General features: G+C 62.1%; 12 protein-coding genes and 1 pseudogene. 4 read left to right on the forward strand and 9 right to left on the reverse strand.

The features are described from left to right. On the forward strand, nt 1–1,045 hold a 1,045-nt coding region (locus PVZ78_RS04620; RefSeq protein WP_273828285.1), incomplete at its 5' end, for a response regulator. Here PVZ78_RS04620 and PVZ78_RS04625 read toward each other — a convergent pair. The 6 genes from PVZ78_RS04625 to PVZ78_RS04650 form a co-directional block, all read right to left on the reverse strand. Then, entirely contained in the window at nt 1,042–1,959 is a 918-nt protein-coding gene (locus PVZ78_RS04625) for a LysR family transcriptional regulator (protein WP_016705325.1), read from the reverse strand. The two genes, PVZ78_RS04620 and PVZ78_RS04625, sit on opposite strands and share 4 nt — an antisense overlap. A gap of 20 nt (nt 1,960–1,979) precedes the next feature. Then, the gene (locus PVZ78_RS04630; RefSeq protein WP_273828286.1) at nt 1,980–2,954 is read right to left on the reverse strand and encodes a response regulator; all 975 of its coding nucleotides are present in this window, start codon (nt 2,952–2,954) and stop codon (nt 1,980–1,982) included. Between the two features lie 79 nt (nt 2,955–3,033). Beyond that, nucleotides 3,034–4,110 (reverse strand): GGDEF domain-containing protein, encoded by a 1,077-nt coding sequence (locus PVZ78_RS04635; RefSeq protein WP_273828287.1) that lies wholly within the window; start codon nt 4,108–4,110, stop codon nt 3,034–3,036. 292 nt (nt 4,111–4,402) lie between these two features. After that, nucleotides 4,403–4,864 carry a YccF domain-containing protein gene (locus PVZ78_RS04640; protein ID WP_009049642.1) on the reverse strand — a complete coding sequence of 154 codons (462 nt, stop codon included), beginning with the start codon at nt 4,862–4,864 and terminating at the stop codon, nt 4,403–4,405. Between the two features lie 72 nt (nt 4,865–4,936). Further along, nucleotides 4,937–6,700 (reverse strand): hypothetical protein, encoded by a 1,764-nt coding sequence (locus PVZ78_RS04645; RefSeq protein WP_038633465.1) that lies wholly within the window; start codon nt 6,698–6,700, stop codon nt 4,937–4,939. A gap of 215 nt (nt 6,701–6,915) precedes the next feature. Continuing rightward, nucleotides 6,916–7,914, reverse strand: coding sequence for a bile acid:sodium symporter family protein (locus PVZ78_RS04650; RefSeq protein ID WP_124348674.1), 999 nt, complete (start codon nt 7,912–7,914; stop codon nt 6,916–6,918). 84 nt (nt 7,915–7,998) lie between these two features. Here PVZ78_RS04650 and PVZ78_RS04655 point away from each other — a divergent pair, with 84 nt between their 5' ends. Beyond that, nucleotides 7,999–8,793, forward strand: a complete 795-nt coding sequence (locus PVZ78_RS04655) for an AraC family transcriptional regulator (protein WP_028682897.1) — start codon at nt 7,999–8,001, stop codon at nt 8,791–8,793. A gap of 111 nt (nt 8,794–8,904) precedes the next feature. Here PVZ78_RS04655 and PVZ78_RS04660 read toward each other — a convergent pair whose 3' ends face one another. From PVZ78_RS04660 to PVZ78_RS04670, 3 genes are all read right to left on the reverse strand, one after another. After that, nucleotides 8,905–10,554 (reverse strand): FMN-binding glutamate synthase family protein, encoded by a 1,650-nt coding sequence (locus tag PVZ78_RS04660; RefSeq protein WP_273828288.1) that lies wholly within the window; start codon nt 10,552–10,554, stop codon nt 8,905–8,907. Nucleotides 10,555–10,610: 56 nt separating this feature from the next. Further along, a complete protein-coding gene (locus tag PVZ78_RS04665) occupies nt 10,611–11,093 on the reverse strand; it encodes an acyl-CoA thioesterase (RefSeq protein ID WP_009049637.1) in 483 nt (160 codons plus the stop codon). 315 nt (nt 11,094–11,408) lie between these two features. Further along, a complete protein-coding gene (locus PVZ78_RS04670) occupies nt 11,409–12,200 on the reverse strand; it encodes a class I SAM-dependent methyltransferase (RefSeq protein ID WP_273828289.1) in 792 nt (263 codons plus the stop codon). A gap of 90 nt (nt 12,201–12,290) precedes the next feature. Between PVZ78_RS04670 and PVZ78_RS04675 the strand changes: the two are divergent. After that, nucleotides 12,291–12,517: pseudogene (locus PVZ78_RS04675) on the forward strand (ATP-binding protein); the annotation flags it as partial. Nucleotides 12,518–12,957: 440 nt separating this feature from the next. Further along, on the forward strand, nt 12,958–14,259 hold the full coding sequence (locus PVZ78_RS04680) for an IS4 family transposase (RefSeq protein ID WP_273828291.1): 1,302 nt from the start codon (nt 12,958–12,960) through the stop codon (nt 14,257–14,259). The last annotated feature ends 11 nt before the right edge of the window (nt 14,260–14,270 follow it).

Raw genomic sequence — 14,270 nt, forward strand, 5'->3', positions numbered from 1 at the left:
GGTGGCCGGCGCGGCGGGGTTGTGCACGGTCAACGACTACGCACGGTTGCTGGCGGGGACGCGGGTGCTGGTGGTCGAGGACAACCGGCTGAACCAGGATGTGTTGCAGGGCCTGTTGCAGCGCGCCGGGGTCCAGGTGGTGCTGGCCGCCAACGGCGCCGAGGCCTTGCAGCGGTTGCTCGGGGACGGTCGTTTCGACGGTGTGCTGATGGATTGCCAGATGCCGGTCATGGACGGCTACGGCACCACGCGCAAGATCCGCGGTTATCCGCACCTGCGCTCGCTGCCGATCATCGCGGTGACCGCCAGCAGCCAGGCCGATGTCCAGGGCCGGGTGCTGGCCGCCGGTATGAGCGACCTGATCAGCAAGCCGCTGGAAGTCACGGCGTTCTATCGGACTTTGGTGCGCTGGATCAAGCACCTGGAACTGCCCGCGGGGGCGATCGCGGCAAGCCTGCCCAACGGCGTTTCAGCACCGGCCTACCCGGGCATCGACTCGGCGCTCGGGCTGGCGGTGGTGAACCAGGACCTGGCGCTGCACCACAAACTGCTGGCGGACTTTCGCGATGAGCAGCAAGGGCTCATCGAGCGCCTGTGGCAGGCCCATGCCGCCGAGGACCTGCAGGCCATCGGCTTCCTGGCCCATAGCCTGCAGGGTGCGGCCGGCAACATCGGCGCCACGGCGGTCAGGCAGGCGGCCCGGCAACTGGAGGAGCAGTGCGCCGGGCAGGCCGATCTTGCGCCCTTGATCCGCCAGCTGGCGCAGTGCCTGGAGCCGCTGCTGGCCGGCCTGGTGTGTTTGCCTGCGGCGGGTGCCGGGCCCCAGGGCCGGGAGAGCGAGGCGCTGGGCAGTGAGCAGGTGCTGAAGCTGGAGCGGCTGGCCAAGCTGCTGCGCAACCACAATGCGCAGGCCCTGGCGCTGGTCGATGAGCTGTGCGAGCAAAGCCGTTGCAGCGCCCTGCGGGCCATTCAGGAGCGGATCTACCGGCTGGAGTTCCAGCAGGCCTATGAGCTGCTGGTCGACTTGCGCGCGGCCCAGGGTTAGCGCGTTGCCCGGGTCAGCTCGAGGTAGCGCGCCATGCGGTCCGTGCAGTGCTCCACCAGGCACTGGTGCAAGGCCCGCAGCGACTCGGTGATTTGCGAACGGTGCGACACCACCAGGCTCAGCGGCGCGGCGTCGGCCTGCCAGCCGGGGAGCAGGGGCAGCAGGCGCCCGGCGAGCAGGTCTTCGACCACGTTCAACAGCGGCAGATAGACCACGCCATGGCCGGCCAGCGCCCAGCGCCGCGCGGCATCGCCATCGTCGCAGCAGAAGTGCCCCTGCACCCGCACATCCTCGATCTGGCCCGGCGCATGGAAACGCCAGCGACTCTCCGGCCGGCCAATGCTGTGGCAGATGATGCATTCGTGCTCGCTCAGCTGTTCCGGCGATTCGGGCGTGCCATGTTCGGCCAGGTAGCCGGGCGCGGCGCAGGCGATGAAGTGGTGCTGCTTGAGCACCGGCAGCTCCACCAGGTCCAGCGCCAGGCTTTTGCCATAGCGCAGCGCCGCGTCGAAGCGGCCCTTGAGCAGGTCCTCTTCCTTGTCGCTCAGGGCCAGCTTGATGTACAGGCGCGGCCGTTGCTGCTTGAGCCGGGTGAGCAGGTCCAGCAGCAGGTTGCGGCCCAGGTCGGAAGACACCGTGAGCTCCAGCATGCCGTCGTCGTGGGTCAATGAGCGTTTGCCGTTGGCCAGGATCTTCAGGGCGTGCTGCGCGCTTTCCAGGTAACGCACGCCCTCGGGGGTGAGTTTCATGGTGCGGGTGGAGCGGGTGAACAGGCGCACGCCGAGACGGTTTTCCAGGCGCTTGAGCGCCAGGCTGGCGGCGGCCGGGGTGATCGACATGATGCGCGCCGCGGGCGACAGGCCCTGCAGCTCGGCAATCAGCACGAACAGTTCCAGGTCAGCGAGGTTAGGCATGGGCAAGGCTCACTGTCCGTTCAAAGGCCGAAAAAGCTCTGTGACGAACTCAGCAAGGCCGCCGAGAGCGACGCCGGGCCGCAGGCGATGCATTGCTCGAACCCCGGCTGTTGATACATCTGCGCCATGGCCTGGGCATGCCGGCCGGCAAGGTCGTCGCCGGGTTGCAGCAGGTTCAGGTGGTAGTTCAGCGCCAGGGCGAACAGACGGGCCGAGAACGGCAGATCGAGGCTTGCCGGGCTGGGGTCGCCCTGGAGCAGCGCCTCGGCATGGGTGATTTTCCAGGCGAGGTTGAGGATGCGGTCTTCCGGGTCGGCGTGGGCGAGAATCTCCTCGATCAGCACCCGGCTCTGGGCCAGGGCCTGGCCGATGCTGCTGCCGGGCTGGTTGAGGCCCATCAGGGCCAGGCAGGCGGCGCTGCGAAACGCCGCGGGTTCGCTCTGGGTCACGCCGCTGTCGAGCAGGATCGACAGGGTATCGAGCAGCGCCTCGAGGCGGATCTGCGGGTTGCCGGCCAGCTGCAAGGCCAGGGCGCCGATGAAGCCGTCGCGCATGTCGCTGCCGGCCGAGGGTTCGGCCGCCGGTTGCGGGCTGTGCAGGGGCTTGTCGCGGTAGCCCAGTTGCGTCGCCACCCGGGCCAGCACCACCGGTGGCGAGATCGGCTTGGCGATGTAGTCGGCGGCGCCGAGCAGCAGGCCCAGGCGTTCGTCTTCGACACTGCTGCGCGAGGTCAGGAAAATCACCGGGATGGCGGCGGTCGCCGGGTGGCGCTTGAGTTCGCTGAGCACCTGGAAACCGTCCATCTCGGGCATCAGGATGTCGAGGATGATCAGGTCCGGGCTGGCGCTGCGGGCCAGGGCCAGGCCGCGCTCGCTGTTCTTCGCCAGCAGCACTTCATATTCGGTGGTCAGGGTTTTCGAGAGCACGATCAACGACTGCGGGTCGTCGTCGATCGCCAGGAGGGTATAGGGCTTGGGGGCGTGCTCTGCGGGCATGACGGGGGCGCCTGATCAAGAGAGGGCGGCAGTTTATCTTATTTGCCCGGCGGGTCGCGCCGGTGCGTTGCCGCAGCCGTCACGGGTGAAAGGTGTAACGATCCTTGCCCGTGTGCTTGGACTGGTACAGCGCCTTGTCCGCCTTGACCAGCGCCTGGTTCAGGCTGTCGCTGTCCTCGACCCGGGCCAGGCCGATGCTGATGGTCACCGGATGGCGGGCCGGCGCTTGGCGCACCACCTGGCACAGGCGTTCAGCCAGTTGCTCCACGTCGCTGCGGCGCACGCCGCACAGGTAGATGGCGAACTCCTCGCCGCCCAGGCGCGCGTAGTCGAAACCGGCCATGACCGTGCTGATGTCCGCGGCCACCTGCTTGAGCACCTCGTCGCCGCTGTCGTGGCCGTACAGGTCGTTGATTTTCTTGAAATTGTCGACGTCGATCATCGCCAGGTAGTGGTCATGCTCCCGGGGTTGCGCCGCCAGTTGTTCGCTGGCGCGGGCCATGAACGAGCGGCGGTTGGGGATGCCGGTCAGGGTGTCGTTGTAGGCCTGTTCCAGCAACAGCTTGGACATGATGTAGGTGTGCAGCTTGGCCTGGCGTAGCTTGATGAAGCTGTAGAGGGTCAGGGCGGTGAGAAACAGCGCGTAGATCAGCAGCATGGCGCCCTTGAGTTCCAGCACCGAGGTCTGGGTCATGATGAACGGGTCGAGCACCACCCAGGTCAGCACGACGGTGGCGAAGAACGACCAGCGGCGCAGGGGCAGCACCGAGGCGCTGTAGAGCATGCTCGAGGCGCCGATGATCAGCCAGTCGGGGCGCAGCTCCAGCGGCATGCCTTCGATCACCAGGCGGATGCCCGCGCCGATGATCAGCACGAAGACCAGGTTGAGCCACTGGAAGTGCCGGACCTTTCGGGTGAAGGCCAGCACGATCGCATTGATCGCCAGAGCGGCCAGGAACGCCATCGAGTACAGGGTGAAGCCCTGCTTGCCGGGGAAGCTGACGATCAGGTTGAACAGCAGCCAGATGCTGATGCTGGCGACGTAGATCAGCAGGCAGAAACCGTGCAGCCGCTCGAAGTCGTACTGGGCGAACTCGGCCTTGAGGGCCGGTGGCGTGGCCTGTTTCAGCACTTGCGCTTCAATGGTCTTGAGCATTGCGGGCCTTGGGCGTGAGCGGGTGGGCGGGGGCGACAAGCCTCCTGGCGAGCGCGGACTGCGCAGGGCCCCGGGGCTGAATAAAAGCAGTGGGCGTGGGACTTGTCCAACTGCGGCGGGCACCGCTGTGGGCGTCTTTCAAGGTCGTGGTGCGGCTTGTTTCAAGGTGACGTGGTGTTGGCGATCAGGTTGCGAGCTTGAGGGCGGTCGGAGTGCGCAAGCGTGGGGAGCATGCCGGCCGGCATGCGCAGCGGCGGAGGCCTCGACGAGNCGAGGCCTCCGCGCCTGGGCTTCAGCCTGGCTGACGCTGTTTCAGCGCCGCATCCTGGGCATTGAAGGTGCGCGCCGCGGCGGCCACTTCCTTGCGCACGATGGTCTTGCCGATCGGCGCCAGGGCGATGCCCGCCAGCTTCAGGTGCTGGATGCCGAAAGGAATGCCGATAATGGTGATAAAGCACAGCAGCGCCGACATCACATGCCCCAGCGCCAGCCAGATACCGCCGAACACGAACCAGAGCACGTTGCCGATCACCCCCAGGCCGCTGGTGCCGATATCGTCCTTGTTGTTCAGCTCGCGCCGGCTGATCGCCTCCTTGCCGAACGGAAAGAACGAGAAGGTGCCGATGACGAAACAGGCCCGGCCCCAGGGAATGCCGACGATGCTGATAAAGGCCAGGATGCCCCACAGCCACCAGCACAGGCCCATGAAAATGCCGCCGAGGATAAACCAGAGAAAATTGCCGATGGCGCTCATGTGAAGCTTCCTTGTTTGAACCGTGAAGGGTATCGAGCAGGCCCCGTTCGAGGCCCGTGCAGGTATAGACGCTTATTCCTTGCGCCGAGTCAGACCGGAGACGATCGCCACCAGCAACAGGCTGATGCCCCAGCCGATGAGGGTTTCGAGCCAGATCAGCAGACGGATGCCGTGGCCCCATTCGAGATTCTTGAGTTCATCCCAATAGCCGGGGAAGGGCGTCGGGGTGATCGGACCCCAGTCCTTTTCCTGCTGCAGATCGACCAGCGACAGCAGGATGTCCAGCGAATACGCGCCGGGGCTGAAGCCGGTGTATTCGCCGCGCAGGGCCTTGCAGGTGTACCAGTTGCCTACGGTGGAAGGCAGATCCTGCTTAGGGTGTTGCTCTTTCCAGGCATCGCCATATTCAGGGGTACAACTGGCGTAGGCCTCGTTCTGGAATACCAGTGGGTTGCTGGGGGCGAAGACCTTGTGTTCGATGGCGGCGTACCAGTAGACGCTGGTGAAGAACAGCCAGATGCCCAGTATCCAGGCCAGCAGCCGCATGGGGCGATAGCCGTAGCCGGTGAGCGCGCCATAGAGCACGTGGGGGACCTTGCCGAGCCAGCGGGTTCCCCATATCCAGTTGGCTGTGCGATGTCCCACCATGCCGACCTTGCGTAGACGCTGTTCGAAAGCAATGCCGACCTCTCGTGCCTCTTCGAAGTGGCCCATCTTTTCAAAGACGTGCTTCAGCTGGAGCCAGGGCTGTGGCAGGAATCCACTCTCGGAGCCTTTGAGGCCGTCGTCGCCTGTGCTGGATGGCAGCTGTGAGTCGAGCCAGGCGATACGATCCTTGGCCCGCAAGGGGGAATCGGTGGTCAGGAAGTCGTAGGTAAAACCGTTAAGACCCAGCTCCTTGCCCCAGGTCTTTGAGTCGTCGCTCAAGGTCCTGACGTGAGAGCCGCTGAAAGCCGCGTTTTGTAAAGGATGTTCCAGATGGGTGAGCATCAGTGTTTTACCGACGATCATGTTTTGCGCGATCAAGGAAAAACCGCCGTTGCCATCCAGATGATGTGAACCTTTCAGACTCAACTGTCCGTCGATTCGCGCGGCTGTGAAGCGAACCGTGCCAATGGAGTGGAAGCCAGTAGACAGAAATACGCTACCGCTCACATGAGCCTTGTCCGCGTTCAGGGCAATGCCGGTAGTGGCGGTAAAAGTGCAATCCGAGCACTTCAATCCTTTCATCGTCGCGCTGTTCAATCGTACTTCGCCTGAAGACTTGAACCCGTTTTCGAATACGATGTTTGCGTCAATGACACAACGATCAGCATCCAGGGCGTTTTTCCCCAGGCCATCGAGTTGAGCGCCGCTGAATATCAGTGATCCTGCGACCTTTGCGCCTATCAGGCATAGGGTTCCCTGGCAGTGGAACCCTCGCAGGCTGAACGATGAGCACACGCGAAGATACTGGGCCTCAACGCCGGAAAACTGGCTGCCGCTCAAATCAAGCCAGCCGTCGATCACCGTGTTTTCAAGCCGCAGGTCCTTGTCGCACAGGCAATGGGTCAAACTGACGTTGGTGGCGATGGTGGCGGAGCTGAGGTGCAGGGAACCCTGGATGAAGGCGCCTTCGAGGTGAACCCCGTTCAGGTCTATCGGGTTCTTGTCATCGCCGCCCAGTATCAGGAACCTCAGGAAACTGGCGCGAATGGTGTTTTCCGCCGTGCCGGCTACAGGCCTTTGCTTGGCGATACTGAACCGCGCTCCTGTGGCGCCGTAAGCCAGCAGTTTTTTTTCCACCGGGTTCAAGGGCAAGTAGTGCTGGAGTACCCGGTCGGCGGTAAGCGTCATGCTTTTCACTCCTGGATAGCGCCGAGTTCGGCGGGAGTGGGCGCTTGTCTGAGGCGGCAATCAGCGAGGAGGGGCAAAGCGCGAGGCACGAGCGGGAGACGCATAAAAACTTCCATGTAGGGTCGTCGGGCGGCAAAAGGCTGGCAGTATGCCACTGGCTTGCCGTCCCGACAAAAGCACAAGCCCCTGCTCCTGCAAGGGCTGTTGCGGGGCTCTCAGGGATCGACCTGCGCCATCAGCTCCGGCACCGACTCGGGGCGTTTGGCGTAACGCTGGGCCAGCACCGCACAGACCATCAGCTGGATCTGGTGGAACAGCATCAGCGGCAGGATCAGTACGCCCATGGTGCTGCCGGCGAACAGCACCTGGGCCATGGGCACGCCAGTGGCCAGGCTTTTCTTCGAACCGCAGAAGAGGATGGTGATGCGGTCTTCCTGGTTGAAGCCGAAGAGCTTGCTCAGCAGGCTGGAGGCCAGCAGCGCCAACGCCAGCAGCACGCCGCAGGCCAGCACCAGGCCGGCCAGGTTCCACAACGGGATCTGGTGCCAGATGCCTTCGTTCACCGCCTCGCTGAAAGCGCCGTAGACCACCAGCAGGATCGAACCCTGATCAACGAATTTCAGCCAGTTCTTGTTGCGGCCCACCCAGGCGCCGATCCAGCGGCGGGCGATCTGCCCGGCGATGAAGGGCAGCAGCAATTGCACGCTGATCTTGACGATGGCATCCACCGTCGAGCCGGCATCGCCGTGCACATTCAGCAGCAGGGTCACCAGCAACGGCGTGAGGAAAATCCCGAACAGGCTGGACGCCGCGGCGCTGCAGATCGCCGCCGGCACGTTGCCCCGCGCCAGGGAGGTGAAGGCAATCGCCGACTGCACGGTGGCGGGCAGGGCGCAGAGGTAGAGCATGCCCAGGTACAGCTCGTTGCCGATCAGCGGCGACAGCAGCGGCTTGAGCGCCAGCCCGAGGATCGGGAACAGCACGAAGGTCAGGCTGAAGATCAGCAGGTGCAGGCGCCAGTGGCCGGCCCCGGCGATGATCGCCTCGCGCGACAGCTTGGCGCCGTGGAGGAAGAACAGCAGGGCGATGGCGGCGTTGGTCAGCCAGCCGAAGCCTAGCGCCACCTGGCCGCTGGCCGGCAGGAAGCTGGCCAGCAGCACCACGCCGATCAGGGTCAGGGTGAAATTGTCGGGCAAAAGACGTGAGCGACTCATAACGGGATCATCCAGGGGTTGCCAGGGCGGTGGGCCGACTCTAACGTGATGGTGGACTGCCGACTAACGCCAATGAGCCAGTAAATGCCGCCTAAAGGACATGAAAAGATCGTCCGCCGCAGTATTCCCGGTCTGCCGAGCCTGCCTCGACCGGTGTACGGCCGCACCGAATCCCTGCCCAATCGGGCGCTGACCCGGCGCCACAGCCACCCCTGGGTGCAATTGTCCTACGCCATCCAGGGCGTGCTGGAAGTGCAGACCAGCGCCGGGCGTTTTGTCGCCCCGCCGCAGCGGGCGGTGTGGATTCCGGCCGGCATGCCGCACAAGGTGTTCAGCTCGCCGCGCACCGAAATGCGCAGCCTGTACCTGGATTGCCGTGTCACCGCCTGGGCCGGTGCGACCTGCCAGGTGCTGGCGGTGAGCAGTCTGCTGCGCGAATTGATCCGCGCCTTCAGCGAGCTGCCGGTGGAATACGCTGAAGACGGCGCCGACGGCCGCCTGGCCCAGGTCCTGCTGGACCAGCTGGCCGCCGCGCCGCAACTGGACCTGATGCTGCCGCTGCCCCAGGACCCGCGCCTGCGGCAGATCTACCGCAGCCTGCAAGCGCACCCGGACCAGCCGACCACCCTGGGGCAATGGAGCGAAAAGCTGGGCGTGACGGAGAAAACCCTCAGCCGCTTGTTCCTGCAGGACACCGGCCTGACCTTCCGCGCCTGGCGCCAACGGCTGCGCCTGCTGGGCGCGCTGACGCCCCTGGAGCAAGGCGAGCGGGTAACGGACGTGGCGCTGGCCTGCGGCTACGACTCGACCTCGGCCTTTATCGCGGCGTTCCGCCAGCAGTTCGATGCCACGCCTGGGGAGTTTTTTCGCCAGGCCTGATCGCCACCTGTAGGAGCGAGGCTTGCCCGCGATAACGTCAGTGGCCGCCCCCTCAACCCTGGACCTTGCCCCCGTCATCCAGCGCGAACGGCCACCGCGTCATGCAAAAAACTAAGCCGGCGTCAGCCGTTCAATCCTGGCCGGCGCAGCCACAACCAGCGGCGCAAAGCTATGGGCCTGGGCCATGTTCCACATACGCGCATAGAACTCCGAGCTGATCGGCCGTTGCAGCAGTTCGCCGGGTTCGAGGAACACATGGATCTGCGAGAACAGCCGCACCTCGGTGGTGGTCATGCGCCGTACCAGGTGCTTGGCCTGCAATTGCGCGGGGTGGTCGAGGCCGGCGGCGCTGAGCATCTCGCCGAGGGCGACCAGGGTGTTGCGGTGGAAGTTGTGCACCCGCTCGGCCTTGTCCGTGACCTGCAACGCCTTCTGGCGCAGCGGGTCCTGGGTGGCGACGCCGGTGGGGCATTTGTTGGTGTGGCAGCTTTGCGACTGGATGCAGCCGATGGCGAACATGAAACCGCGCGCGGCATTGACCCAGTCGGCGCCGATGGTCAGCACGCTGGCGATGTCGAAGGCGCTGATCACCTTGCCGCTGGCGCCGAGCTTGATCTGCGAGCGCAGGCCGGCGCCAACCAGAGTGTTATGGACGAACAGCAGGCCCTCGCGCATGGGCATGCCGATGTTATCGGTGAACTCTCGGGGCGCGGCGCCGGTGCCGCCTTCCTTGCCGTCGACCACGATGAAGTCCGGCTGGATGCCGGTCTCGAGCATGGCCTTGACGATCGCCATGAACTCCCAGGGATGACCCACGCAGAACTTGAAACCCACCGGCTTGCCACCGGACAGGTTGCGCAACTTGACGATGAATTCCAGCAACTGGATAGGCGTGCTGAACTCCGAATGCCGCGCCGGCGACACGCAGTCATGGCCCATTTGCACGCCACGGGTCTTGGCGATTTCGGCGGTGACCTTGTGCTTGGGCAGGATGCCGCCATGGCCGGGTTTGGCGCCCTGGCTAAGTTTGATTTCGATCATCTTCACTTGCGGATGGCTGGCCTGCTCGGAGAAGCGCTGGGCATCGAAACGGCCGTCCAGGGTGCGGCAACCGAAGTAGCCGCTGCCGATTTCCCAGATCAGGTCGCCGGCGAACTCCTGATGATAGGGGCTGATGCTGCCTTCCCCGGTGTCATGGGCGAAGCCGCCGAGCCGGGCGCCTTTGTTCAGGGCGCGGATGGCGTTGGCGCTCAGCGCGCCGAAGCTCATGGCCGAGATGTTGAACACCGAGGCGCTGTAAGGCTGCAGGCAGTCCGGCCCGCCGACCACCACGCGGAACTGGCTGGGGTCGCAGGCATCGCCCGGGATCATGGAGTGGCTGATGAATTCGAAACCGGGCTGATAGACGTCGGCCAGGGTGCCAAAGGCCTTTTCCGCGGGCTGGTTCTTGGCGCGGGCGTAGACCATCGAACGCTGTGAGCGGGAGAAGGGCAGTTTCTCGTCGTCGCCTTCCAGCAGGTACTGGCGGATCTCCGGGCGAATCGACTCGATCAGGTAGCGGATATTGCCGATGATCGGGTAGTTGCGGCGCACCGCGTGATGGCTCTGCAGCAGGTCATTGAAGCCGACCAGGCTGAGCACCCCGGCCAGGATAATCAGCCCCTGGCCCCAGAGGCTGGCGGGCCAGAACAGCAGGCCGAACAAGGTAAGGGCAAGGCAGAGGGTCAGGGTCGCGTAGCGACTCAACAGCGATATTTTCATGATCGTTCCTTGGGCAAATCGCAAGACAGGGGTTCCGGCGGGCAGGCAGGGCGGGCTCAGTCCGAGTTGCGGATCTGTTGGTAGCGCTCTTGCAGCTCCTGGCGCTGTTGTTTGCGCAGCAGGCCCTGGGCGTAGCGGCGTTTCTCGATGGCGGTTTCCGGCACGAAGGCGCGCACCGGGTGCGGGCGCCCATCGGGGTCGACGGCGACCATGGTGAAGTAGCAACTGTTGGTGTGGCGCACCGTGCGCTCGTGGATGTTCTCGGTCATCACCTTGACCCCGACTTCCATCGAGGTGCGCCCGGTGTAATTGACCGAAGCCAGGAAGGTCACCAGTTCGCCGACGTGGATCGGCTCCTTGAAGATCACCTGATCCACCGACAGCGTGACCACATAGCGCCCGGCATAGCGCTTGGCGCAGGCGAAGGCCACCTCGTCGAGCAGCTTGAGCAGGGCGCCGCCGTGCACGTTGCCGGAGAAATTGGCTTTGTCGGGCGTCATGAGCACGCTCATGCTCAGTTGATAACTGCCTGGTTCCATGGGTGACCTCATCAGGGGAGTCGAGGCTGTCCGTTGGCTCGCAATGGCCGGCCTAGGGCCTGCGGACAGCTTTTGGCTGGAGGTCGGAAGGGTAATCAGAAGTGTTGATAGTTAGCTAGCTATCATTTGAAATGAGCTGTTGCGGGGATTGCAACAATGAGTGGGGAAGGGGAGATACCTGATCCACGATTTGAACGAGAGGGGCGTTACGGTAGCGACTGTTTCTTTGCATGACACCGACCTGTAGGAGCGAGATTGCTCGCGCTGCCGTTTTTTGGACGGTGTCATGGGTAGCCAAAAAAATTGAATGCAGGGTCAATAATGATAGCGACGGATTGCTTGCTCAAGACGGAAGTCCGTCTTCGGAGGATTGTCCACGAGCCGCGCAATAATGAAGAGCTTATCGACATCATCGATCATGTGTCGCATGTAACAGTTGACCATTCGATAGCGTTCTATGGCGAAATAGGTGTTCATGATTTTGATTTTTTCATCCATATCACCGTCATCACCTACGTTGCCACTACCTGGCCCGAAAACATTGTGGCTTTCAAACAGTAGGTAGCCACCCGGCTTTAGAAACGACACCAGGCGCTTCATGTAGTTTTCAAACCCCATATTGAGGTTGCCATCAATGGTGTGATGATTGGAAAACGACAGCACTACATCAAATTTTTTATCTGTGGCAAATACCGAAAAATCGCTTTCTATAAACTCTATATTGTCGCGCTTCAAATAACGCGCGGTATCCTTCGCCACTTTATTGAGAAAAGGGTTGAGTTCGACGGCTGTCACGGATTTCGCCAGTCGCGAACAATATACTGAGACAAAACCGCAGTTGCTGCCGATGTCCAGTACGTCAGCGCCCTTCAATTCTTCATCAATGGCGTATTGCTTGAACCGAAAACCCGTAGGCTTCAGGCCTGTGATTCCCAGTTCTTCCAAGCCCTGATAGAAATATCCCTGGCTGTATTGTTGCTTCTTTGGCCAGTTCTTCTGCTGCTCCTTCAAATGCCCTCGCAAACGCTTCTGGATGAAAAGCGTGCCTTTGAAGAGCCCCTTCCAGAAATCAAAAAATGAAAGTCTGATGCTGTATGGAATTTCCATTGATAACCCTGAAATAAGACGTCGATACTGGTGGTCCTTGCATACTATCGGCCGCAGGTGGGTTCACATTAGGCGTGCAACCTGAACAAAAGCGTGGTCATCACGACCAACCTCAGCTTCTCGGAATGGTCGAGCGTATTTGGCGACGCCAAGATGATCACGGCGTTGCTGGATCGGCTGACACACCACTGCCACATCGTCGAAACGGGCAACGAGTCTGTCTGCAACACAGCAGCTTGCTCGCCCAGACAAAGATCAAATCAGGTGAACGAAAGCGCAAGGACGATGACGGTACCGAGGACGATGAGCCGTTTTGATCTGCACCGAAAATACCTGCCGCATGCCTACTTGCGGTGGGTCAGTTTTCAATCAGCGTCGACACATATCCATTCCTGCGGTCACGGCGGCTTATGGTTTCGCCCTTACGGCGGGGGACACTGCTATCTGGTTTCTGGTGCAGTTCATCAACATGGGTAACAGAACAGTTCAATCACATAGGTGACAGGTTTTAACTGATGCTTGAGGTGATCACTGCTTCTGTAGGAGCGAGGCTTGCCCGCGATGGCGGTGGTGGCTTCGCTGGTGATGTTGGACGGGGTACATATCCATTCCTGCGGTCACGGCCGCTGGCGGTTCCGCCCTTACGGCCATCCCTTTCAAGGTCTTGGGTAAAATCCGCTGAAATTCAGTCAGGAAGACCCGAACGATGTGGGCCGATGTACTAGCGCGATTCGAGAAAAAAGCACCTGCCAGCGTGATGGCCAAACTTGCCTTGGAGCAAGCCATTGCGCCGGAGTGGGTCGATCAGGTTTTCGAAGAACACCGGCAACGGCAGTACTCCCGCGAATTGCTGTTCTCAACCATCGTTAAGCTCATGTCCCTTGTTTCATTGGGCTTGAAGCCGTCATTACATGCCGCGGCCAAGCAGCTGGAGGATCTTCCGGTTAGCCTGGCGGCCCTTTACGACAAGGTCAGCCGTACCGAACCGGCTCTGTTGCGCGCCTTGGTCACAGGTTGCGCGCAGCGCCTGACTCCGACGATCAAGGAGTTGGGGGGCTCAGCCATGCTGCCCGATTGGCAGGTTCGGGTGGTAGACGGCAGCCACCTGGCGTCCACCGAAAAGCGCCTTGGAGTACTACGGCACGAGCGCGGAGCGGCTCGTCCCGGATTCTCGGTCGTGGTCTACGATCCCGACCTGGATCAGGTCATTGACCTGCAACCCTGCGAAGACGCCTACGCAAGCGAGCGAGTCTGCGTGTTGCCGCTACTGGCCGATGCCAAGACGAACCAGGTTTGGATCGCTGATCGGCTCTACTGCACGCTTCCTGTAATGGAGGCCTGTGAACAAGTGAAAACGTCATTTGTCATTCGCCAGCAGGCCAAGCACCCGCGCCTGATTCAAGAGGGCGAGTGGCAAGCATCTTTGCCTGTTGCAACAGGTACGGTGCGTGAACAAAGCATTGAGGTAAGAGGGGGGCATCAGTGGCGACGCATCGAGTTGACGCTCCATTCACCAAACGACTCAGGTGACCGCAGTTTGATGTTCTGGAGCAACCTGCCCGAGAGCATCAGCGCACCGCAGATCGCGGACTTCTATCGCCGTCGTTGGAGTATTGAAGGGATGTTCCAGCGACTGGAAGCCATTCTGGAAAGTGAAATTGAATCTCTCGGCAGTCCACGAGCTGCCTTGCTTGGATTCACCACTGCCGTGCTGGCGTACAACGTACTGGCCTTGCTCAAGCGCAGCGTCGAACACGCTCATCGAGAGACTCAGCCTGAGGGCTGGGAGGCTTCGATCTATCACTTGGCGATCCAGGTCAGAGCTGGATATGAGGGCATGCAGATCGCTCTGCCCGTCGAATATCTACCGATCGTCTCAATGGAAAAACTGGCCCAGCGCTTGTTGGAATTAGCCAAGAACATTCAACCCAAGCAAGTCGCCAAAAGCCAACGAGGCCCCAAGGTACCCAAGCCCAGGACATGGGTTCAAGGGACGGCGGTACATGCCCACGTTTCAACAGACAGGGTCATCAAGGCTGCCAAAACGAAAAGACCTTGAAAGGGATGGCC

Origin of the sequence: Pseudomonas sp. SBT1-2, assembly GCF_028640875.1 — a bacterium.
GTDB lineage: Bacteria > Pseudomonadota > Gammaproteobacteria > Pseudomonadales > Pseudomonadaceae > Aquipseudomonas > Aquipseudomonas chlororaphis_I.

Excerpts from the sequence above, each read along its gene's own strand:
- PVZ78_RS04625 (WP_016705325.1), bottom strand. The coding sequence starts at position 1,959 with ATGCCTAACCTCGCTGACCTGGAACTGTTCGTGCTGATTGCCGAGCTG.
- PVZ78_RS04630 (WP_273828286.1), bottom strand. The coding sequence starts at position 2,954 with ATGCCCGCAGAGCACGCCCCCAAGCCCTATACCCTCCTGGCGATCGAC.
- PVZ78_RS04635 (WP_273828287.1), bottom strand. The coding sequence starts at position 4,110 with ATGCTCAAGACCATTGAAGCGCAAGTGCTGAAACAGGCCACGCCACCG.
- PVZ78_RS04640 (WP_009049642.1), bottom strand. The coding sequence starts at position 4,864 with ATGAGCGCCATCGGCAATTTTCTCTGGTTTATCCTCGGCGGCATTTTC.
- PVZ78_RS04645 (WP_038633465.1), bottom strand. The coding sequence starts at position 6,700 with ATGACGCTTACCGCCGACCGGGTACTCCAGCACTACTTGCCCTTGAAC.
- PVZ78_RS04650 (WP_124348674.1), bottom strand. The coding sequence starts at position 7,914 with ATGAGTCGCTCACGTCTTTTGCCCGACAATTTCACCCTGACCCTGATC.
- PVZ78_RS04655 (WP_028682897.1), top strand. The coding sequence starts at position 7,999 with ATGCCGCCTAAAGGACATGAAAAGATCGTCCGCCGCAGTATTCCCGGT.
- PVZ78_RS04660 (WP_273828288.1), bottom strand. The coding sequence starts at position 10,554 with ATGAAAATATCGCTGTTGAGTCGCTACGCGACCCTGACCCTCTGCCTT.
- PVZ78_RS04665 (WP_009049637.1), bottom strand. The coding sequence starts at position 11,093 with ATGGAACCAGGCAGTTATCAACTGAGCATGAGCGTGCTCATGACGCCC.
- PVZ78_RS04670 (WP_273828289.1), bottom strand. The coding sequence starts at position 12,200 with ATGGAAATTCCATACAGCATCAGACTTTCATTTTTTGATTTCTGGAAG.
- PVZ78_RS04680 (WP_273828291.1), top strand. The coding sequence starts at position 12,958 with ATGGCCAAACTTGCCTTGGAGCAAGCCATTGCGCCGGAGTGGGTCGAT.